Source organism: Streptomyces sp. NPDC031121 (assembly GCF_055570615.1).
The window spans coordinates 232479-251526 of record NZ_JBVIGV010000006.1; the positions used below are offsets into that span (position 1 = coordinate 232479).

At 74.9% G+C, this 19048-nt stretch carries 20 protein-coding genes; 10 read left to right on the forward strand and 10 right to left on the reverse strand.

All coding sequences use genetic code 11. The features are described 5' to 3' along the window. Positions 1 to 52 precede the first annotated feature (52 nt). The gene (infC, locus tag ACZ462_RS13255; protein ID WP_467803935.1) at positions 53 to 757 is read right to left on the reverse strand and encodes a translation initiation factor IF-3; all 705 of its coding nucleotides are present in this window, start codon (positions 755 to 757) and stop codon (positions 53 to 55) included. Between the two features lie 353 nt (positions 758 to 1110). Between infC and ACZ462_RS13260 the strand changes: the two genes are divergently transcribed. Further along, positions 1111 to 1488 carry a DUF1844 domain-containing protein gene (locus tag ACZ462_RS13260; RefSeq protein WP_114056851.1) on the forward strand — a complete coding sequence of 126 codons (378 nt, stop codon included), beginning with the start codon at positions 1111 to 1113 and terminating at the stop codon, positions 1486 to 1488. An 87-nt stretch (positions 1489 to 1575) separates the two neighbouring features. On the opposite strand, the gene ACZ462_RS13265 is transcribed toward ACZ462_RS13260, so the two are convergent. The 3 genes from ACZ462_RS13265 to ACZ462_RS13275 are packed head-to-tail and all read right to left on the reverse strand — an operon-like array spanning position 1576 to position 4198. Continuing rightward, complete coding sequence (locus ACZ462_RS13265) at positions 1576 to 2316, reverse strand: SseB family protein (RefSeq protein ID WP_467803681.1); 741 nt, start codon at positions 2314 to 2316, stop codon at positions 1576 to 1578. Positions 2317 to 2318: 2 nt separating this feature from the next. Continuing rightward, positions 2319 to 3527, reverse strand: coding sequence for a type VII secretion-associated serine protease mycosin (gene mycP / locus ACZ462_RS13270; protein ID WP_467803679.1), 1209 nt, complete (start codon positions 3525 to 3527; stop codon positions 2319 to 2321). Continuing rightward, positions 3524 to 4198 carry a hypothetical protein gene (locus ACZ462_RS13275; RefSeq protein ID WP_467803678.1) on the reverse strand — a complete coding sequence of 225 codons (675 nt, stop codon included), beginning with the start codon at positions 4196 to 4198 and terminating at the stop codon, positions 3524 to 3526. Before ACZ462_RS13275 ends, mycP begins: the two co-directional genes overlap by 4 nt. A 614-nt stretch (positions 4199 to 4812) precedes the next feature. Here ACZ462_RS13275 and ACZ462_RS13280 point away from each other — a divergent pair. Next, on the forward strand, positions 4813 to 6018 hold the full coding sequence (locus ACZ462_RS13280; protein ID WP_467803677.1) for an amino acid deaminase/aldolase: 1206 nt from the start codon (positions 4813 to 4815) through the stop codon (positions 6016 to 6018). Positions 6019 to 6046: 28 nt separating this feature from the next. Here ACZ462_RS13280 and ACZ462_RS13285 read toward each other — a convergent pair whose 3' ends face one another. Genes ACZ462_RS13285 through ACZ462_RS13295 form a run of 3 tightly spaced genes read right to left on the reverse strand, consistent with a single transcriptional unit; the run spans position 6047 to position 9611 of the window. Further along, a complete protein-coding gene (locus ACZ462_RS13285; protein WP_467803675.1) occupies positions 6047 to 6832 on the reverse strand; it encodes a 3-oxoacyl-ACP reductase in 786 nt (261 codons plus the stop codon). Positions 6833 to 6837: 5 nt separating this feature from the next. Next, positions 6838 to 8202 carry an aldehyde dehydrogenase family protein gene (locus tag ACZ462_RS13290; RefSeq protein ID WP_467803673.1) on the reverse strand — a complete coding sequence of 455 codons (1365 nt, stop codon included), beginning with the start codon at positions 8200 to 8202 and terminating at the stop codon, positions 6838 to 6840. Between the two features lie 44 nt (positions 8203 to 8246). Further along, entirely contained in the window at positions 8247 to 9611 is a 1365-nt protein-coding gene (locus ACZ462_RS13295) for a glutamine synthetase family protein (protein WP_467803672.1), read from the reverse strand. A 77-nt stretch (positions 9612 to 9688) separates the two neighbouring features. Between ACZ462_RS13295 and ACZ462_RS13300 the strand changes: the two genes are divergently transcribed. The 5 genes from ACZ462_RS13300 to ACZ462_RS13320 all read left to right on the forward strand — a co-directional run bounded on the left by ACZ462_RS13300 (position 9689) and on the right by ACZ462_RS13320 (position 13408). Continuing rightward, positions 9689 to 10435, forward strand: coding sequence for a FadR/GntR family transcriptional regulator (locus tag ACZ462_RS13300; protein WP_467803671.1), 747 nt, complete (start codon positions 9689 to 9691; stop codon positions 10433 to 10435). 128 nt (positions 10436 to 10563) lie between these two features. After that, positions 10564 to 12039: an ethanolamine permease gene (gene eat / locus ACZ462_RS13305; RefSeq protein ID WP_467803669.1), complete on the forward strand. Its 1476-nt coding sequence runs from the start codon at positions 10564 to 10566 to the stop codon at positions 12037 to 12039. 64 nt (positions 12040 to 12103) lie between these two features. Then, positions 12104 to 12814, forward strand: a complete 711-nt coding sequence (locus ACZ462_RS13310) for a gamma-glutamyl-gamma-aminobutyrate hydrolase family protein (protein WP_467803667.1) — start codon at positions 12104 to 12106, stop codon at positions 12812 to 12814. A gap of 67 nt (positions 12815 to 12881) precedes the next feature. Next, a complete protein-coding gene (locus ACZ462_RS13315) occupies positions 12882 to 13082 on the forward strand; it encodes a DUF5988 family protein (protein WP_467803666.1) in 201 nt (66 codons plus the stop codon). Between the two features lie 11 nt (positions 13083 to 13093). Beyond that, the gene (locus tag ACZ462_RS13320) at positions 13094 to 13408 is read left to right on the forward strand and encodes a DUF1876 domain-containing protein (RefSeq protein WP_467803665.1); all 315 of its coding nucleotides are present in this window, start codon (positions 13094 to 13096) and stop codon (positions 13406 to 13408) included. A gap of 37 nt (positions 13409 to 13445) precedes the next feature. Here the strand turns inward: ACZ462_RS13320 and ACZ462_RS13325 are convergent, their stop codons facing one another. Then, positions 13446 to 14369 (reverse strand): LysR family transcriptional regulator, encoded by a 924-nt coding sequence (locus ACZ462_RS13325; protein ID WP_467803663.1) that lies wholly within the window; start codon positions 14367 to 14369, stop codon positions 13446 to 13448. A 70-nt stretch (positions 14370 to 14439) separates the two neighbouring features. On the opposite strand from ACZ462_RS13325, the gene ACZ462_RS13330 reads away from it, so the two are divergent. Further along, a complete protein-coding gene (locus tag ACZ462_RS13330; protein ID WP_467803661.1) occupies positions 14440 to 15591 on the forward strand; it encodes a TDT family transporter in 1152 nt (383 codons plus the stop codon). A gap of 18 nt (positions 15592 to 15609) precedes the next feature. On the opposite strand, the gene ACZ462_RS13335 is transcribed toward ACZ462_RS13330, so the two are convergent. Next, positions 15610 to 16335, reverse strand: coding sequence for a helical backbone metal receptor (locus tag ACZ462_RS13335; RefSeq protein WP_467803660.1), 726 nt, complete (start codon positions 16333 to 16335; stop codon positions 15610 to 15612). 6 nt (positions 16336 to 16341) lie between these two features. Further along, on the reverse strand, positions 16342 to 16953 hold the full coding sequence (locus ACZ462_RS13340) for a helix-turn-helix domain-containing protein (RefSeq protein ID WP_467803659.1): 612 nt from the start codon (positions 16951 to 16953) through the stop codon (positions 16342 to 16344). Between the two features lie 252 nt (positions 16954 to 17205). Here ACZ462_RS13340 and ACZ462_RS13345 point away from each other — a divergent pair, with 252 nt between their 5' ends. Together ACZ462_RS13345 and ACZ462_RS13350 are read left to right on the forward strand one after the other, a co-directional pair. Beyond that, positions 17206 to 18111, forward strand: a complete 906-nt coding sequence (locus ACZ462_RS13345; protein ID WP_467803933.1) for a 5'-3' exonuclease — start codon at positions 17206 to 17208, stop codon at positions 18109 to 18111. Positions 18112 to 18160: 49 nt separating this feature from the next. Beyond that, positions 18161 to 18994, forward strand: coding sequence for a siderophore-interacting protein (locus ACZ462_RS13350; RefSeq protein WP_467803657.1), 834 nt, complete (start codon positions 18161 to 18163; stop codon positions 18992 to 18994). Positions 18995 to 19048: the final 54 nt, after the last annotated feature.

Below are 19048 nucleotides of genomic sequence, written 5' to 3' on the forward strand. Positions count from 1 at the left end.
GGGAACGTCATGTGGTGTCGGTGATCCGGGACAGGATGCCCCGGGATCAGGCCTAGGCCTGCGCCTCGGGAGAGGCGTCGCCGGCTTCGGCGGAGGCGTCGCCGGCGGCGGCCCCGGTGTCCCCTTCGGGCGCTTCCTTGGCGGAAGCGTCCGCGGCGGCACCCAGGCGCTCGGCCTTGCGGGCGGCCTGGGCCTCGCGGGCTTCGGCCATCGCCTCGGTCTTCTTCTTGTGCGGACCGAGAACCATGATCATGTTTCGGCCGTCCTGCTTCGGGTTCGACTCGACGAAACCGAGGTCCTGGACGTCCTCCGCCAGACGCTGCAGCAGCCGGTAGCCGAGCTCCGGCCGGGACTGCTCGCGACCGCGGAACATGATCGTGATCTTGACCTTGTCGCCCTGCTTGAGGAACCGAACGACGTGACCCTTCTTGGTGTCATAGTCGTGCGGGTCGATCTTCGGCCGGAGCTTCATCTCCTTGATGACCGTGTGCGCCTGGTTCTTGCGCGCCTCACGGGCCTTCATCGCCGACTCGTACTTGAACTTGCCGTAGTCCATGAGCTTGCAGACCGGCGGGCGTGCAGACGCCGCGACCTCGACCAGGTCGAGGTCGTACTCCTGCGCGAGTTCAAGCGCCTTCGCAAGCGGGACGATGCCCACCTGCTCGCCGCTGGGACCGACGAGTCGCACCTCAGGGACACGAATCCGATCGTTGATGCGGGGCTCGGTGCTGATGGATCCTCCTCGGTAGCACCACACGGCTGTCAGGTTCAGACAGCCGCTGACGTCTTGTGTCATGGGGACCAACCGCGGCCGGGCACGAAAAATGCCCCACCGTTCACAGGCGGGGGCTCCAAAACAACCGGAGCACCGCCGCGAGAACCGCGGGGCGCAGCATCGGGCGGCTTTCCATCGTCCGTACGGAACGATGGATGCCGCCTGACCGGTGACCCGCCGCCCCGGAGGGCGGTCGGGTGGGAGAACGGAGCCTCCACTTGCGGGCCGGGGACATACGTCTCCGGCCGGTCGTCACACCAATATAGCAGTCCCCGCCGGACCCGCTCGCCAGGAGCCGGGGCGGGCGCCTCCCGGCCCCGGCTTATCGTGGGGGCATGACTGACGCGACCCCCACCCCCGCCACCGCGGCCGACCCGGCCCCCGACTACGACGCCATGACGCGCGACATCGCGGACGTGCCCGCCGTCGAGGTGATCACCACGGTGGCCGTGCACCTGCTGAGCGCCGCGGCGGTCAACCTGGGCCTCGACAAGCCGGACTCCGAGCACAAGGACCTCGACGAGGCCCGCAAGCTGATCACCGCCCTCGCCGGCCTGGTCACCGCCAGCGCCACCGAGATCAGCTCCTTCCACGCCGCCCCGCTGCGCGACGGCCTGAAGTCCCTGCAGCTCGCCTTCCGCGAGGCGTCCGTCGTCCCGGACGAGCCGGGCCAGGGTCCGGGCGAGAAGTTCACGGGCCCCGTCTTCGGCTGACCGGCCGGGCGTACGGGACCGACGGCGAAGGGCCGGGGCGGCAGCGCCCCGGCCCTTCCGCGTACGCGCGTACGGGCGCCCGCCGGGTCAGCGGGTGAAGAGCGGCTCGCCCGGCGGGGCGGGCGCCGACTCCGGCAGCAGCGCCAGGTCCAGCCCCCGCACCAGGCGGGCCCGCAGCGTCTCGTCCGCGGCGAGCGCCCCGGCCACGGTCCTGGCCGCGGCCGCGGGCTGGGCGCCGGAGGCCAGCACGATCGCCAGGGTGCCGTCCGCGTCGGGCCCGCCGGGCACGAGGTGCGCGCGCAGTACGGCGGGCTCTGCTGCCACCGCGGCCCGTACGGCCTCGTGCACGGCCGGGTCGGTCAGCGGATCGGTGTCGGTGCGGCCCTCGGCGAGCGCGAGCAGCGCCCGGCCGGTGAGCTCGTACGCGACCGGGCCGGCCATGTCGAGGACCACCGTGTCGGCCTTCTCGTGCGCGGCTGCCGCGAGCGCCTGGTGGAGCGGGACCGCGACCGGGCGGGCCGCCGGGTCCCACAGCGCGAGCGAGGCGGTGGAGGTGAAGGCGGGCAGCGCCCGCCGGTTCCCCGCCTGGAGGGTCGGGACGGCCATGTCGCTGGTCTTCTCCCGCTTGAGCCCGGTCTCCGGGTCGGTCTCGACCTCGCCGAGGACCGCGACCACCGGGACCAGGAGCCGGGCGCCCTTGAGCGCGGCCAGCAGCTCCGGCTCCTTCGACCGGTCCTCGGACCAGGCGGCCAGGGCCGCGCTCAGCCTGGGGTCGGCGGAGCCGTCGTCGTCGGAGTAGCCGGGGTCGGGGATGTTCTTGTTCGCCACAGTTACCCGACCCTATCCCCCGCGCCTGCGCTCCCGCGCGGCGGCCGGCCGGCCCGGTCGGGGCGCCGGGCCAGCACGGCCGCGAGCACCAGCAGCACCAGGCCCGCGCCGGCCGCCGCGGGCAGCACGGGCCCGGCGGCGGGCGCCGGGGCCGGCTCCGGTCCGGGCCCGAAGTACGCGGTGCCCGCCGCGGCCGGCCGGGGCACGGCCGGCTCGGGCCGCAGCGCCTCCGCGGCCTGGAGGGCGGCGACTGGGTCGACCAGGCCGTACCCGCGCGCGTCGTCCCGGCCCCCCGCGGGGGCGTCCGCGGCGGTGTCCTGCAGCAGCTTCTTGATCTGCGCCGGGGACAGCTCGGGGTGCGCGGCCCGGACGAGCGCCACCGCCCCGGAGACGAACGCGGCGGCCGCGCTCGTCCCCCAGCCCTCGTAGTACGCCCGGTCGGGGTCGGCGATGACGATGTCGACTCCGGGCGCGCAGACGCTGGCGTACCAGCTGCGCGTCGAGAACGGCGCCTTCCGGCCGCGCCGGTCGACCGCGGCGACGGCGATCACCCCCGGGTAGGCGGCCGGGTAGGAGGCGTGGTCGCCCTCGCGTCCGCCGTTGCCCGCGGAGGCGACCACGACGACGCCCTTCGCCAGCGCGTACTGCACCGCCTCGTCCTCGGCGGCCTCGTGGTGCGCGGAGTCGCTGTCGTCGCCGAGCGACAGGTTGATCACGTCCGCCCCGTGGTCGGCCGCCCACCGGATCCCCTCGGCGAGCGCGCCGCCCTTGCTCTCGCGCGCCTCGGCCCGGCCCGGGTCGCCCTCTTCGAGGATCACCCGCACCGGCAGGATCCGCGCCTGCGGGGCCACCCCGAGGACACCGGCCCGGCGGTGCCGGCCGTGGCCGTGCCCGGCGATGATCCCCGCCATCGCGGTGCCGTGCCGGGCCCACGCCCGGTCCCCGGGGCCCGCGCCCATGCCGACGAGGTCGGCGCCTTCGAGGACCTGGCCGGCGAGGTCCGGGTGGCCGGCGTCGACCCCCGTGTCGAGGACGGCGACGGTGACCCCGCCGCCCTGCGTGATCCCCCACGCCTCCTCGGCGCGCAGCGCCGTCAGCCCCCACTGCCGGTCCCGTACGGCATCGGTGTCCGCGGCGGCCGGCGCCACGGGCACCCCGACGGCGAGGACGGCGCCGAGGACCAGGGCAGCACCGGCCTTGGCGCGGCTCACCGCGCGGACCCGGCGGGGACGGCGAGCGAGCGGAGCCCCGCCCGCAGCAACTCCCCCACGGCCTTGGCCTCGTGGCCGAGCCCGGCCTGCGCGACGGCTCCGGCGGCATCGGCGCGCACGGCCTCCTCGGCGGGGACGGGCGCGTCGAGGACCCGGCCGTCGGCGAACGCGGCGACCGTGTAGACGACGACGGGCCCCTCCGGCAGGACGGACGCGGTCCAGGCGGCGCGCCGCTCGTCGCCGAACCCGAACCCGGGCGGCGCGCCGAGCCGCCCCTGCACGCCGGCCATCGCGGACGCCTCGGCGGGGGTGAACACCATGCCGACGGCGACGAGGGAGCTGCGGGTGGCATCGGTGTACGAGGCCCGCAGCACCCGGGTACACCCGGTACCGGCCAGCGCCGCCCGCCACTCGGCGGCCAGCGCGGCCGCACAGTCGGCGTCGGGCGCGACGGCCACCCGCGTCCAGGTCCGGTCCGCCCCACCGGGCCCCGTCCCGGGTCCGGCCAGCACGGGCGGAAAGAGGGCGTCGACGGGAGCGTCCCGCCACAGCGACCCCGCCCGGCGGTAGGCGGCATCGGCGGACTGCACCCGGCCGGCGGCACTCTGCTCGGCCCACCCCGTCAGGGCGGTCCCGGCAAGCAGCCCGGTCCCGACGACGGCACACAGCACGGCGCCAAGCCTCTGGCGCGGCCGCGGACGCCCGGCGCCCCGGGGCGAAAGCGAACCAGGCTCGGCCAAAACCGCCCCATACGGCGTCGACGCACTCATCCGACGACTCCGCCCCCCGTTCCCTACGGCTGCCGCCACCACTTTACGCGGCCTCAGGTCATCGCCCACCCGCCAGTCGGATCCCGCCTTGGCCGCATCGCAGGCGTGATACCTCTCCGGCCGGTGTGGGGAGCAGGAACGGGAGAAGATCCGGCGCATCGTCCGGCAAGGCAGGAGGGCTCGGTGCTCTGCCGGCGGGCGACGATGCTGCCGGGCCTCGGCCCGCGGCAGCACGGTGCCGGTCGCAGCCTGCCTGATCCCGGCGGACGAGGGCACCGTCCGCTGCCTGATCCGCAAGCGGGGCGATGGAGACGGCTTCCCCCCTGACGCCGGCCCCACGCCTCGCAGCCGTACTTCTCGGCGAGCTTGGTGGCGGCCTCCCGCACCACGGCCGCGTTGTCGCGGATCGCGGGGGAGTCCCGGTCGACGAGGTCCCCGCGCCTCCCGCCCCCGCGTCCCGGTGCCGCCCCGCCGCCCCCTACCCCCCGGTATCCCCCCGTGGCAAGCTGCCGCCCATGACACCTTCCGCCGGTCTGGACCGGGCTCGGTACGACCGGGCCACCGCGCATCTCGAAGCGCCCTTGGCCATCGTCGATCTCGACGCGTTCGACGCCAACGCCGACGATCTCGTGCGCCGGGCCGGTGGCAAACCGGTGCGGGTGGCGAGCAAGTCGGTGCGGTGCCGGGCGCTGTTGGAGCGGGTGCTGGCGCGGCCCGGTTTCGCCGGGGTGATGTCGTACGCGCTGGCGGAGTCGCTGTGGCTGGCCCGGTCAGGGTTCGAGGACGTGCTGCTGGCCTACCCGTCGGCGGACCGGGCCGGCTTCGCCGAGCTGGCGGGCGATCCGAAGCTGGCTGCGGCGGTGACGGTCATGGTGGACGACGTGGCGCAGCTGGAGCTGATCGACGCCGCCCGTGCGGGTGGCTCGCAGGAGGTGCGGGTCTGTCTGGAGCTGGACACGGGGCTGCGGCTGCTGGGCGGGCGGGTGCGGGTCGGGGCGCGGCGGTCGCCGCTGCGGGAGCCGGCGGAGCTGGCGGAGCTGGCGCGGGCGGTGGCCGCGCGCCCCGGGTTCCGGGTCGTGGGGGTGATGGGGTACGAGGGGCATGTCGCCGGGGTCGGTGACGCCGTGGCGGGGCGGCCGCTGCGGTCGCGGGCGATCCGGTTCATGCAGGCGGCGGCGCGCCGGGAGCTGGCCGTGCGGCGGGCGGAGGCGGTGCGCGCCGTGCGTGCGGTCGTGCCGGGCCTGGAGTTCGTCAACGGCGGTGGGACGGGGAGTGTGCAGCAGACGGCGGCGGAGGATGCGGTGACCGAGGTCGCCGCGGGGTCGGGGCTGTACGTGCCGCGGCTGTTCGACAACTACACGTCGTTCCGCGGCCGTCCGGCGGCGCTGTTCGCGCAGCCGGTGGTGCGGCGGCCCGGGGTGGGGGTGGTGACGGTGCTGGGCGGCGGGTATCCGGCGTCGGGGGCGGCGGGCGCGGACCGGCTGCCCGAGCCGTATCTGCCGCGGGGGCTGCGGTACGACCCGCTGGAGGGTGCGGGCGAGGTGCAGACGCCGCTGCTGGGCGCGGCGGCGGACGACCTGCTGATCGGGGACCGGGTGTGGTTCCGGCATGCGAAGGCGGGTGAGCTGTGCGAGCGGTTCGACGTGCTGCACCTGGTGGAGGGGGACCGGGCCGTGGCGGCGGTGCCCACGTACCGGGGCGAGGGCCGGACCTTCCTGTAGCGGCCGGCCCCCGCCCCGTGCGCATCCCCTACAGCGGCGTGACGTACGCCCCGGAGATGCCGCCGTCGACGAGGAAGTCGGTGGCGTTGACGAAGGAGGAGTCGTCGCTGGCGAGGAAGGCGACGGCGGCGGCGATCTCCTCGGCTTCGGCGAACCGGCCGAGCGGGATGTGGACGAGGCGGCGGGCGGCGCGCTCGGGGTCCTTGGCGAACAGCTCCTGCAGCAGCGGGGTGTTGACGGGGCCCGGGCAGAGGGCGTTGACGCGGATGCCTTCGCGGGCGAACTGGACGCCGAGTTCGCGGGACATGGCGAGGACGCCGCCCTTGGAGGCGGTGTAGGAGATCTGGGAGGTGGCGGCGCCCATGACGGCGACGAAGGAGGCGGTGTTGATGATGGAGCCGCGGCCCTGGCGCTGCATGTAGGGCAGGGCGGCCTTGCAGCACAGGTAGACGGAGGTGAGGTTGACGTCCTGGACGCGCTTCCAGGCGTCGAGGCCGGTGGTGAGGATGGAGTCGTCGTCGGGAGGCGAGATGCCGGCGTTGTTGAAGGCGATGTCGACGGACCCGTAGGTGTCGTAGGCGGTCCTGAAGAGGGCTTCGACGTCTTCGGGGCTGGTGACGTCGACCTTCGCGAAGGTGCCGCCGACTTCCTCGGCGGCGGCCTTTCCGGCGGTTTCGTCGATGTCGCCGCAGACGACGTTGGCGCCTTCGGAGGCGAGGCGGCGGGCGGTGGCGAGGCCGATGCCGCTGCCGGCTCCGGTGATGACGGCGGTGCGGCCGACGAGGCGGCGGCAGACGATCTCTTCGTTGGACATGGGGTTCAGGCCTCCGTGCTGATGAAGACGTTCTTGGTCTCGGTGAATGCGGTGAGGGCGTCGGGGCCGAGCTCCCGGCCGAGGCCGGACTGCTTGTAGCCGCCGAAGGGGGTCCAGTAGCGGACGCTGCTGTGGGAGTTGACGGAGAGGTTCCCGGCGGCGACGGCGCGGGAGACGCGCAGGGCGCGGCCGACGTCGCGGGTCCACAGGGAGCCGGAGAGGCCGTACTCGGTGGCGTTGGCGAGGCGGACGGCGTCGTCCTCGTCGTCGAAGGGGAGCACGACGGCGACGGGCCCGAAGACCTCGTCGACGGCGACGGGCGCGGTGGGGTCGGCGCCGGTGACGAGGGTGGGCGGGTACCAGAATCCGGGCCCGTCGGGTGCGGTGCCTCGGACGGCGGTGAGGCCGTCGGGGACGTAGGACCGCACGCGGTCGAGCTGGGCCTGGGAGATGAGGGGGCCCATCTGGGTCTTCTCGTCGGCGGGGTCGCCGACGACGACGCCTTCGACGAGGGGGGCGAGGAGGTCGAGGAAGTGGTCGTGGACGGTGCGCTGGACGAGGATGCGGGTGCGGGCGCAGCAGTCCTGGCCGGTGTTGTCGAGGAAGGACATGGGGGCGGCCGCGGCGGCGGCTTCGAGGTCGGCGTCGGCGAAGACGATGTTGGGGCTCTTGCCGCCGAGTTCGAGGGTGACGCGCTTTACCCGGTCGGCGCATTTGGCCATGATCTGCTTGCCGGTGCGGGTGGAGCCGGTGAAGACGATCTTCGCGACGCCGGGGTGTTCGACGAGGGCGTCGCCGGCGGTGTCGCCGCGGCCGGGGAGCACCTGGAGGAGGTGTTCGGGGAGCCCGGCTTCGAGGGCGAGTTCGGCGAGGCGCAGTGCGGTGAGGGGGGTGGTCTCGGCGGGCTTGACGATGACGGCGTTGCCGGCGGCGAGGGCGGGTGCGAGTCCCCAGGCGGCGATCGGCAGGGGGAAGTTCCAGGGGGCGATGACGCCGATGACGCCGAGCGGTTCGAGGAAGGTGACGTCGATGCCGCCGGGGACGGGGATCTGGCGGCCGGTGAGCCGTTCGACGCCGCCGGCGGCGTAGTCGAGGAGGTCGCGGACGTTTCCGGCTTCCCAGCGGGCGTTGCCGATGGTGTGGCCGGCTTCGAGGACTTCGAGTCGGGCGAGTTCCTCGCTGTGGGCGTCGACGGCGGCGGCGAAGCGGCGCAGCAGGCGGGCCCGGTCGGCGGGGGCGGCGGCGGCCCAGGTGCGCTGGGCTGCGGCGGCCCGGGTGACGGCGGCGTCGACGTCGTCCCGTGTGGCGGCCGGGACGGTGGCGACGGTTTCCCCGGTGGCCGGGTTCAGGACTTCCAGCGCGTCGGACACGTGGTGCCTTTCGGAGGGGTTGCCGGGATGGGTGGCCGGGGCGGTCAGAGGCGTTCGAAGGAGCGGCGGCGCTCCCAGTCGGTGACGGCGGAGTCGTAGGCGTCGAGTTCGACGCGGGCCATGTTGCGGTAGTGGGCGACGACTTCGGGGCCGAAGGCGGCCTTGGCGATCTCGCTGTTGTCCCAGAGTTCGGCGGCCTCGCGCAGGGTCGTGGGGACGTGCGCGTAGTCGCCGGTGTAGGCGTTGCCGTGGCAGGCGTCGGGGAGTTCGAGGCCGTTCTCGATGCCGTGGATGCCGGCGGCGACGAGTCCGGCGACGGCGAGGTAGGGGTTGACGTCGCCGCCGGGGAGGCGGTTCTCGAAGCGGGTGGAGCGGCCGTGGCCGACGACGCGGAGGGCGCAGGTGCGGTTGTCGTGGCCCCAGGCGACGGCGGTGGGGGCGAAGGAGCCGGGGCGGAAGCGCTTGTAGGAGTTGATGTTGGGGGCGTAGAGGAGGGAGAAGTCGCGGAGTGCGGCGAGCTGGCCGGCGAGGAAGTGGCGCATGAGGGGGGACATGCCGTCGGGGCCGTCGCCGGCCATGGCGTTGCGTCCGTCGGCGTCGGTGAGGGAGAGGTGGATGTGGCAGGAGTTGCCTTCGCGCTCGTCGTACTTGGCCATGAAGGTCAGCGAGACGCCTTCCTGGGCGGCGATCTCCTTGGCGCCGGTCTTGTAGACGGCGTGCTGGTCGCAGGTGGTGAGCGCCTCGTCGTAGCGGAAGGCGATCTCGTGCTGGCCGAGGTTGCACTCGCCCTTCGCGGATTCGACGGTGAGTCCGGCTCCCTGCATGTCGTTGCGGATGCGGCGGAGCAGGGGCTCGATGCGGCCTGTGCCGAGGACCGAGTAGTCGATGTTGTACTGGTTGGCGGGGGTCAGCGAGCGGTAGTCGGCGTTCCAGGCCTGTTCGTAGGTGTCCTTGAAGACCATGAACTCCAGCTCGGTGCCGACCATGGCGGTGTGGCCGTGTGCGGCGAGGCGGTCGAGTTGGCGGCGGAGGATCTGGCGGGGGGCGGCGGCGACCGGGGTGCCGTCGTTCCAGGCGAGGTCGGCGAGGAGGAGGGCGCTGCCGGGGTGCCAGGGGATGCGGCGCAGGGTGGCGGGGTCGGGGCGCATGGCGAAGTCGCCGTAGCCGCGCTCCCAGGAGGACATCTCGTAGCCGTCGACGGTGTTCATGTCGGTGTCGACGGCTAGGAGGTAGTTGCAGCCCTCGGTGCCGTGTTCGAGGACCTCGTCGAGGAAGAACTGTGCGGCGAACCGCTTGCCCTGGAGGCGTCCCTGCATGTCGGGGAAGGCGAGGACGACGGTGTCGATCTCACCGCTCGCGACGAGGGCGCGGAGCTCCTCGGGGGCGAGCGGCGGCGTGCGGTCTACCACGGGGATCTCTCCTTCGGTGAGCCGAGGGGGCCTAAGGTATTGAACAGAACCATTGATTGGGAAGGGGAGGAGCCGAGATGGCCGACACGGCGGGCGGGGGCGGCGCGATGGCGCGGCTGAACCCGGTCCTGAGGCAGGTGCGCGCGGGCAGCGGTTTCGAGGAGGCGCTGGAGCAGATCCTGCAGGTGGTCCGGCTGGGCCTGGTGCCGGCCGGGGAGCGGCTGCCGCCGGAGCGGGAGCTGGCGGAGCGGATGGGCATCAGCCGGGTCACGCTGCGCGAGGTGCTCAAGGTGCTCCAGGAGCAGGGGCTGCTGGAGGCGCGGCGGGGCCGCTACGGCGGAACGTTCGTGCTGCCGCGCCCGGACGCCCCGGCGGGCGGGAGCGAGGACGAGCTGCGCCGGCGCGTGGCGGGGGTGGACCTGGAGGACGTGCTGCGGTTCCGCGAGGTCCTGGAGGTGGGGGCGGCCGGGCTCTGCGCCGCGCAGGGGCTGTCGGAGGAGGAGGCGGAGCGGCTGCTGGCGGCGCTGGCGGCCACGCAGGACGCGCCGCTGGCGGACTACCGCCGCCGGGACACGCTCTTCCACCTGGCGCTGTGCGAGCTGGCGGGCTCGCCGACGCTGACGGCGCAGTACGCGGCCGTCCGGGCCGCCGTCAACGACCTGCTGGACTGCATACCCCTGCTGGTGCGGAACCTGGAGCACTCTCAGCAGCAGCACGCCGCGCTGGTGGAGGCGGTCCTGGAGCGGGACGCGGACGCGGCCCGCGAGGTGATGCGGGAGCACTGCTGCGGCACGGCCGCGCTGCTGCGCGGCTTCCTCGCCTGAGCGCACCCGGCCCGGCCCCGCCGGCCCGGCCCGGCCCGCTCGTTTTGCGCAGGGGTCTTGCGCATCCCGCACTCCTACGGCAAAGGTACGCGGCACAACCATTGTCCTGGGCAGCAGCGGGAGCGCATATGGCCGAAGACACCGGGGCACGGCTGGACACCGCCGTGCCGCAGACCGCCCCATCCGCCGCCGGAGGCGGTGACGCCTACCTGGAGCGCCGCACCCTGCGCCGCGGCAGCGCCGGCTGGCTGCTCCTGACCGGCCTCGGCGTCGCGTACGTCGTCTCCGGCGACTTCTCCGGCTGGAACGTCGGCCTCGCCCAGGGCGGCTTCGGCGGCCTGGCCGCCGCCATGGTCCTCATGGGCGCCATGTACGCCTGCCTGGTCTTCTCCCTGGCCGAGCTGTCGGCCATCCTCCCGACGGCGGGCGGCGGCTACGGCTTCGCCCGGCGCGCCCTCGGCCCGTGGGGCGGCTTCCTGACCGGCACCGCGATCCTCATCGAGTACGTGCTCGCGCCCGCCGCGATCTCCATCTTCATCGGCGACTACGTCGAATCCCTGCACCTCTTCGGCCTGACCTCAGGCTGGCCCGTGTACCTGGCCTGCTTCGCGGTGTTCATCGGCATCCACCTGTGGGGCGTCGGCGAGGCGCTGCGCTTCTCCCTCGTGGTCACCGGGGTGGCCGTGGTCGCGCTGGTGGTGTTCGCCGCCGGCGCGTTCACCGAGTTCGACGCCGCGCGGCTGGACGACATCGCCGTGGACACCACCGCGTTCGGCGCCAACTCGTGGCTGCCGCTGGGGCTGTTGGGGATCTGGGCGGCGTTCCCGTTCGGCATGTGGTTCTTCCTCGGCGTCGAGGGGGTGCCGCTGGCGGCCGAGGAGGCCAAGGACCCGGTCCGCTCGATGCCGAGGGCGCTGTCGATCTCCATGGGCGTGCTGGTGCTGCTGGCTCTGCTCACCTTCCTCGCCTCGACCGGGGCGCGCGGCGCCGACGCGATCAAGGACGCCGGGAACCCGCTGGTGGTGGCCCTGGAGGGCGATCCGGGCCTGTCGTGGCTGAAGACGTTCGTCAACTACGCGGGCCTCGCCGGCCTGGTCGCCTCGTTCTTCTCCCTCATCTACGCCGGCTCGCGCCAGCTGTTCGCGCTCTCCCGGGCGGGCTACCTGCCGCGCTTCCTGTCGCTGACCTCCCGGCGCAAGGCCCCCTACCTGGGGCTGCTCATCCCCGGCGCGATCGGCTTCGCGCTGGCCGCGGCGACGGGCGACGGGCCGCGGATGCTGAACATCGCGGTGTTCGGCGCGACGATCTCCTACGCGCTGATGGCCCTGTCGCACATCGTGCTGCGCCGGCGCGAGCCGCACCTGGAGCGCCCGTACCGGACGCCCGGCGGCACCGCCACCTCGGCCACGGCGTTCGTCCTCGCGCTGGCCGCCCTCACGGCCACCTTCCTCGTGGACAGGGACGCCGCCTTCATCGCCCTGGGTGTGTACGCGGTCGCCCTCGGCTACTTCGCGTTCTACAGTCGGCACCACCTGGTGGCCTCCGCGCCGGAGGAGGAGTTCGCCGCCCTGGCGCGCGCCGAGGCCGAACTCACCCGCGACTGACCGCCGGTCCCGCCGCCCCCGCCCGCCCGCCCCGTCGACCGACCCGCCCCCGGAGGTTGCCCCCGTGCCCAGGCCGCTCATCGGCATCACGACCTACGTCGAGGTATCCGCCCGCTACCGCGTCTGGGACGTCGCCGCGTCCCTCGTGCCCGCCGGGTACTACGAGCTCGTCCAGGCGGCGGGCGGCGCTGCGGTGCTGCTCCCCCCGGACGGCGCGCCCGGGGCCGCGGCGGAGGTGCTGGACCGGCTGGACGGCCTGGTCGTGGCGGGCGGCCCGGACCTGGACCCGGCCCGGTACGGGGCGGTGCGCGACCCGCGCACGGGTCCGGCCGAGACCGTGCGGGACGAGTGGGAGCTGGCCCTGATCGGGGCGGCCCTCGACGCGGGTCTGCCGCTGCTCGGCATCTGCCGCGGCATGCAGGCGCTGAACGTCGCCCTCGGCGGCACCCTGGTCCAGCACATCGACGGGCACCTGCACCGGCCGGGCGTCATGGACTGGCACCCCGTCCGCCCGGTCCCCGGTACGCGCTACGCGGCGCTCGTCCCGGAGGAGGCGGAGGTGCCCACCTACCACCACCAGGCCGTCGACCGGCTGGGCCGGGGCCTGGTCGCCTCGGCACACGCGGTCGACGGCACCGTCGAGGCGGTCGAACTGCCCGACGCCGACCGGTGGGTGCTCGGCGTGCAGTGGCACCCGGAGCGCGACAAGGACACCCGCGTGGTGGGCGCGCTCGTCGGGGCGGCGGCCGCCCGCGCACCCGTCGCCGTGCGCTGAGCGGGCCGCCGGTCCCGCCCGCCCGCGCCGACGTGCGGGCCGCCCCGCGGGTCGGAAGACTGGAGGCATGACGAACAAGGCTGTGCTGGAAGGCGGGCCGGCGGACCTGTCCGAGCGGGTCGTCGACGCCCCCGCCCCCGGCGACGACGTGAAGGTCCCGCACCGCGGCGGGTACGAGCACTTCCGGGCCACGGCACGCCGGCAGGACGGCCCGGAGGGCAGCCTGCCCGTGTTCGAGTGGTGGGAACGGACCGAGATCGCAGAGTGACGGGGCGCGCCATGACACACACCGCGGAATGGACGGTCGGGGTCTCGCTCACCGAGGAGGGCGGGACGACCCGCGCCCGCGCCGTACTGGACACGGGGACGGCGCGGCTGGTCGGCCGCGGCTCGGCGCGCTGCAACCCGGAGGACGTCGAGGTCCCGGCGATCGGCGACGAGCTCGCCGCGAGCCGGGCCATGCGGGACCTGGCGGGGCAGCTGATGCGGGCCGCCGACCGGGACCTGGCGGCGATGGGCGCCGTACCGGAGCCGCCGCGCACCGGCTACGGGTGGCCGCAGGACGCGGACGACCCGACCCGGCGCGGCCGCTGACGCCGCCCTCCGATCCGGTATGGGCCCGGCGGGCCGGTCAGGACCGGCTGCGGGTGAGCGACAGCAGGTCCCGGGCCGGGCCCGCGGGGCGGGAGCCGGCGGGCCACACCGCGCGCAGGGCCCGCCCGAGCGCCGCGCCCGTGACGGGGACCTGGACCAGGCGGCGGGCGGCGAGTTCGTCGCCGAGGGCGAGTTCGGACAGGACGCACGGTCCGGCGCCGCTGACGGCCGCGGCCTTGACGGCGGTGGTGGAGGCGAGTTCCAGCAGCGGCTCGGCGAGTCCGCCGCAGCCGGCCAGTGCCCCGTCGAGCACCTGCCGGGTGCCCGAGCCCCGCTCGCGCAGGATCAGCGGGGTGTCGGCCAGTTCGGCCGCGGCCACTCCCCCGGTGCGGCGCGCCCACGGGTGCTGCGGCGCCACGGCGACCACGAGCCGGTCCTGGGCGATCACGGCCGAGTCCAAGCCGTCGGGGACGGTCAGCCCCTCGACGAAGCCGAGGTCCGCGTCGTGCGCGAGGACCCGCCGTGCGACCAGCGCCGAGTTCCCGGCCTGGAGGGAGACTGCGGTGCCGGGCCACTGCCCGCGCAGGGCGATCAGCCAGCCGGGCAGCAGGTACTCGGCAATGGTCATGCTGGCGGCGACGCGCAGCCGCGAGTCGCGGCGCCCGCGCAGGGCCTGCGCGCCGGCGTCGAAGGCCTCGGCGGCCTCCACCACGCGGCGCGCCCAGTCGGTGACGAGCGCGCCCTCCGCGGTCAGGGTGGAGCCGCGGGGCGAGCGGTCGACGAGGGCGACGCCCAGGCGGGCCTCCATCGCGCGGATCCGGCTGCTGGCCGCGGGCTGCGTGATGCCCATGTGCTTGGCGGCTCCGCTCAGGCTGCCCACGCGCGCGACGGCGAGCAGCAGCTCCAGCGCGCCCAGGTCCGGCACCCGGTGCACCAGCGGAACCCACTCCTCGTTACCCATAAAGTCAGTTTATGGCCTCATAGGTGTGCGGCCCCTGCCGCCCGTGGTGCCGCCGGACCAGGCTGGGCCCATGGCAAGCACCACCGCCCCTCCCCGCGCGTCCGCCACCCGGACCGCGCCCGCCGCCCCCGCGGCCCACCAGGCCCCCGCCGCGCGCCGGCCCCTCCCCGCCCTGCGGCACTTCGGCCCCAACTGGTACGCCTGCGTGATGGGCACGGCGATCACCGCCACCGCCGGCGCGGCGCTCCCGCACCAGCTGCCGGGGCAGCGTACGGCCTGCGTCGCCCTGTGGGCGCTGTCCGTCGCGGTGCTGGCGCTGGTCCTGGCCGGCCGGGCGGGCCACTGGCTGCACCACCGCGACCAGGCGCGCGCCCACCTCCTCGACCCGGCCGTCGCACCCTTCCACGGCTGCCTGCCGATGGCACTGCTCGCCGTCGGCGCCGGCACGCTCACCGTCGGCCGGGACGTGCTCGGGGAGCGGGCTGCGCTCGCCGCGGACGCGGTGCTGTTCACCGCGGGGACGGTGCTTGGCCTGGTCACGGCCGTGGCGGTGCCGTACCTGATGGTGGTGCGGCACGAGGTGCGGGCCTCGCAGGCCTCGCCCGTGTGGCTGCTGCCGCTGGTCTCCCCCATGGTGTCCGCGGCGGTCGGCCCGCTGCTGGTGCCGCACCTGCCCGCGGGGCAGGCCCGGGAGGCGCTGCTGCTGGCCTGCCTGGCCCTGTTCGGGGTGAGCCTGCTGGCGACGCTGCTGGTGCTGCCGCTGCTGTTCGGGCGGCTGCTGGTCGGCGGGCCGCTGCCGGCGGTGCTGGCGCCGACCCTGTTCCTGGTGCTGGGGCCGCTCGGGCAGTCCACCACCGCGGCCGGGCAGCTCGCCGACGCGGCCCCGCGGGCGATCGGCGCCCCGTACGCCGGGGCGCTGGGCGGTTTCGCCGTGCTGTACGGGGTCCCCGTGCTCGGTTTCGCGCTGCTGTGGCTGGCGCTGGCAGGGGCGCTGCTGGTGCGCGCGGCCCGCGGCGGGATGGGGTTCGCGATGACGTGGTGGGCGCTGACCTTCCCCGTCGGCACCTGCGTCACCGGCGCTGCCGGGCTGGCCCGGCACACCGGGCTCGCCGCGTACGGGTGGCTGGCCTGGGCGCTGTACGTCTGCCTGGCGGCCGCGTGGCTTGCGGCGGCCGTCCGCACGGTGCGCGGCCTGGCGGCGGGCCGGCTCCTCCCCCGGTGACGGGCGCGCGCCCGCGGCTCAGCGGGCCGCGGCCAGCTCCGCCGCGAGGACCCGGGGCGCCTCGGCGAGCGAGGGCCCGTACCAGGTGAGGTGGCGGCCGCTGACCAGCGCGGCGGGGCGGCCGGGGAACGCCTCGGGGCCGTCCTGGCGGGTGAAGGCGTACGGCTCGTCCGGGAGCACCACCAGGTCGCACGAGGCGCCGGCGGGATCCGCCGGGTCCACGCGCGGGTAGCGTTCGGTGTGCCCCGCGTAGACGTTCTCCACTCCGAGCCGGGCCAGCAGGTCCCCCGCGAAGGTGTCCCGGCCGAGCACCATCCAGGGCCGCCGCCACACCGGTACGACGGCGCGCAGCGGCGCGGCCGGACGGGGCGGGTCCGCCCACGCCCGGGCCGCCTCGCCGAGCCAGCGCGGCCGGGGCAGCCCGAGCGCGCCCGTGAGGACGCGGTCCAGCTCGTCCAGTGCCTGCGGCAGGGTGCGGACCTCGGTGACCAGGACGTCGAGGCCCGCCGCGCGCAGGGCCTGGAGGTCGGGGGCCCGGTTCTCCTCCTCGTTGGCGATCACCAGGTCGGGGCGGAGCGCGGTGATCGCGGGTACGTCGGGGTTCTTGGTGCCGCCGATGCGGACCGCACCCCGCCGGTCGAGGCCGGCGGGGTGGGTGCACCAGTCGGTGACGCCGACGAGCAGGCCGGGCGCGGTGGCCGCGACGGCCTCGGTCAGTGAGGGGACGAGCGAGACGACGCGCACGGCCGGTCAGTGCTCCGGCGAGGGCGGCTCGGAGGCGGCGTGGATGTGCTCCCCGACGGCGACGACGAGTATCCGGGTGTCCTCGGTGACGGCCCTCCAGCGGTGGCGGACCCCGCCGGACAGGAAGAGGGCGTCGCCGCTCTCCAGGCGGTAGGCGCGGCCCTCGGCCTCCACCTGGCAGGCGCCGGAGACGACGTACATCAGCTCGTCGTTGCGGTGCTGGTATTCGCGGCCGGCGTCCTGGTCGCCGGTGAACTCCATCGCGTGCAGCTGGTGGTGCCCGCGCACGAGCGGGCGCACTCCGGGGACCGGGCTCAGCCCGGACTCGTCTCCGGCCCGTACGAGGTCGACCGTGCGCGCCGTGTCGGAGGCCGCCAGCAGTTCGACGGCCGTGGTCTCCAGCGCGTCCGCGACCCGTTCGAGGGAGCGCATGCTGGGCCGGGCGCGTTCGTTCTCTATCTGGCTGAGGAAGGGCACGGACAGGCCGCTGCGCGCCGATACGGCGGCGAGGGTGAGGTGGAGGGCCCGGCGCCGCTTGCGCACGGCCACGCCCACCCGGAGCGGTTCCTTGGCGTCCTTGTCCCGTTCCTTGTCCTCCGAGCCGTCCCTGTCGTCCATGGCGGGGCTGCCCTCCCCTTTGTCAGGTCTGTCGGCGTACGTCGGCGTCCGTCGCACGGGAGTGTGCTGTAAGCACCTTACGCAGCAACCGCCCCCGGTTTCGCGTGCAGGAGCGGACCGGGCTACGCCTCGCGTGAAACCCGTGTTCCCCTCCCGGTCATGCGTGCGTCGCTTTCCGGTCTTTCCCGCCGCAACCGCGCCCCGCCGGCGGGGTGCGGCATGATCGCCGTCATGACGAGCACACGACGGCTGATGCTGCTGGACACCGCCTCCCTCTACTTCCGCGCGTACTTCGGCGTACCGGAATCGGTGAAGGCCCCGGACGGCACCCCGGTGAACGCGGTGCGCGGACTGCTGGACTTCATCGGGCGCCTGGTGCAGGACCACCGGCCCGACGACCTGGTGGCCTGCATGGACGCCGACTGGCGGCCGCACTGGCGGGTGGAGCTGATCCCCTCGTACAAGGCGCACCGGGTGGCGGAGGAGACGGCGGCCGGACCGGATGTGGAGGAGACCCCGGACACGCTGGCGCCGCAGGTCCCGATCATCGAGGCGGCCCTGGACGCCTTCGGGATCGCCCGGGTCGGCGTTCCCGGGTACGAGGCGGACGACGTGATCGGCACGCTCACGGCGCGCGCCACCGGGCCGGTGGACATCGTCACCGGCGACCGGGACCTGTACCAGCTGGTGGACGACGGCCGGCAGCGCCGGGTGCTGTACCCGCTGAAGGGCGTCGGCACCCTCCAGGTGGCCGACGGGGAGTGGCTGCGGGCGAAGTACGGGGTGGACGGCCCCGGATACGCGGACCTGGCGCTGCTGCGCGGCGACCCGAGCGACGGGCTGCCCGGGGTGCCGGGGATCGGGGAGAAGACGGCGGCGAAGCTGCTCGAGGCATACGGGGACCTGGCGGGGATCCTCACGGCGGCAGCCGACCCGAAGTCGAAGCTGACGCCGACCCAGCGCAGGCGGCTGGAGGAGGCCCGCCCGTACCTGGCGGTGGCTCCCAAGGTCGTGCGGGTCGCCACCGACGTGCCGCTGCCCGACTTCGACCCGGCGCTGCCGGCCGAGCCTGCGGAGCCGGAGCTGCTGGACGCGCTGGCGCGGAGGTGGGGTCTGGGCGGCGCGGTGGCGCGCCTGCGCACGTCCCTGCTTGCCTGAGATGCTAACTTAGGTAATCCTAAGTTTCAGGTGAGTCAGGGGAGACGCCGTGGCAGAAGGACGCGCCCGCGAGGTAGGCACTGCAGTCGTCGTGCGTACCGAGCGGCTCACGCCGCACATGGTGCGGGTGGTTCTGGGTGGCGCCGGACTGGCCCGATTCAGCGCGGGCGAGTTCACGGACCACTACATCAAGCTGCTGTTCGCGCCGGAAGGGGTCATCTACCCGGCGCCGTGGGACCTGGAGCGGATCCGTGCGCAGTTCCCGCCGGCCGCGTGGCCGCGGCAGCGCGCGTACACGGTCCGCAGATGGGACCCGGCCCACCTGGAACTGACGATCGACTTCGTCGTCCACGGCGACCAGGGGCTCGCCGGCCCGTGGGCCGCGCAGGCCCGGCCGGGCGAGCTGGTCCGCTTCCTCGGCCCCGGCGGCGCGTACGCCCCCGACCCGGCCGCCGACTGGCACCTGCTGGTCGGCGACGACAGCGCCCTGCCCGCGATCGCCGCGGCGATGGAGCGGATGCCGGCGGGCGCCCGCGTCCACGCGCTGGTGGAGGTCGAGGGCCCCGACGACGAGCAGAAGTTCGCCACCCCCGACGGCGTCGTCCCGGTGTGGCTGCACCGCGGCGCACGCCCGGTCGGCGAGGCCCTGGTCGAGGCGGTGACCTCGATGGACTTCCCCTCCCGCGACGTGCACGCCTTCGTCCACGGCGAGGCCGGCTTCGTCAAGGAGCTGCGGCGCCACCTGCGCCTGGAGCGCGGCATCCCCAAGGAGCGGCTGTCGATCTCCGGCTACTGGCGGCTCGGCGAGACCGACGAGGGCTGGCGCGCGATCAAGCGCGAGTGGAACGCCCGCATCATCGCCGAGCAGGAGGCGGCGGCCTGACCGCCGGGGCCGGCCGCCGAACGGGCGGGCCGGCCCGCCCGGGCCCACAATGGG

Bases quoted from the DNA above. Each gene is read 5' to 3' on its own strand.
- ACZ462_RS13280 (WP_467803677.1), top strand. From the start codon at position 4,813: ATGACACCTTCCGCCGGTCTGGACCGGGCTCGGTACGACCGGGCCACC.
- ACZ462_RS13325 (WP_467803663.1), bottom strand. From the start codon at position 14,369: ATGGGTAACGAGGAGTGGGTTCCGCTGGTGCACCGGGTGCCGGACCTG.
- ACZ462_RS13315 (WP_467803666.1), top strand. From the start codon at position 12,882: ATGACGAACAAGGCTGTGCTGGAAGGCGGGCCGGCGGACCTGTCCGAG.
- eat (WP_467803669.1), top strand. From the start codon at position 10,564: ATGGCCGAAGACACCGGGGCACGGCTGGACACCGCCGTGCCGCAGACC.
- ACZ462_RS13340 (WP_467803659.1), bottom strand. From the start codon at position 16,953: ATGGACGACAGGGACGGCTCGGAGGACAAGGAACGGGACAAGGACGCC.
- ACZ462_RS13320 (WP_467803665.1), top strand. From the start codon at position 13,094: ATGACACACACCGCGGAATGGACGGTCGGGGTCTCGCTCACCGAGGAG.
- ACZ462_RS13285 (WP_467803675.1), bottom strand. From the start codon at position 6,832: ATGTCCAACGAAGAGATCGTCTGCCGCCGCCTCGTCGGCCGCACCGCC.
- ACZ462_RS13345 (WP_467803933.1), top strand. From the start codon at position 17,206: ATGCTGCTGGACACCGCCTCCCTCTACTTCCGCGCGTACTTCGGCGTA.
- ACZ462_RS13260 (WP_114056851.1), top strand. From the start codon at position 1,111: ATGACTGACGCGACCCCCACCCCCGCCACCGCGGCCGACCCGGCCCCC.
- ACZ462_RS13330 (WP_467803661.1), top strand. From the start codon at position 14,440: ATGGCAAGCACCACCGCCCCTCCCCGCGCGTCCGCCACCCGGACCGCG.
- ACZ462_RS13300 (WP_467803671.1), top strand. From the start codon at position 9,689: ATGGCCGACACGGCGGGCGGGGGCGGCGCGATGGCGCGGCTGAACCCG.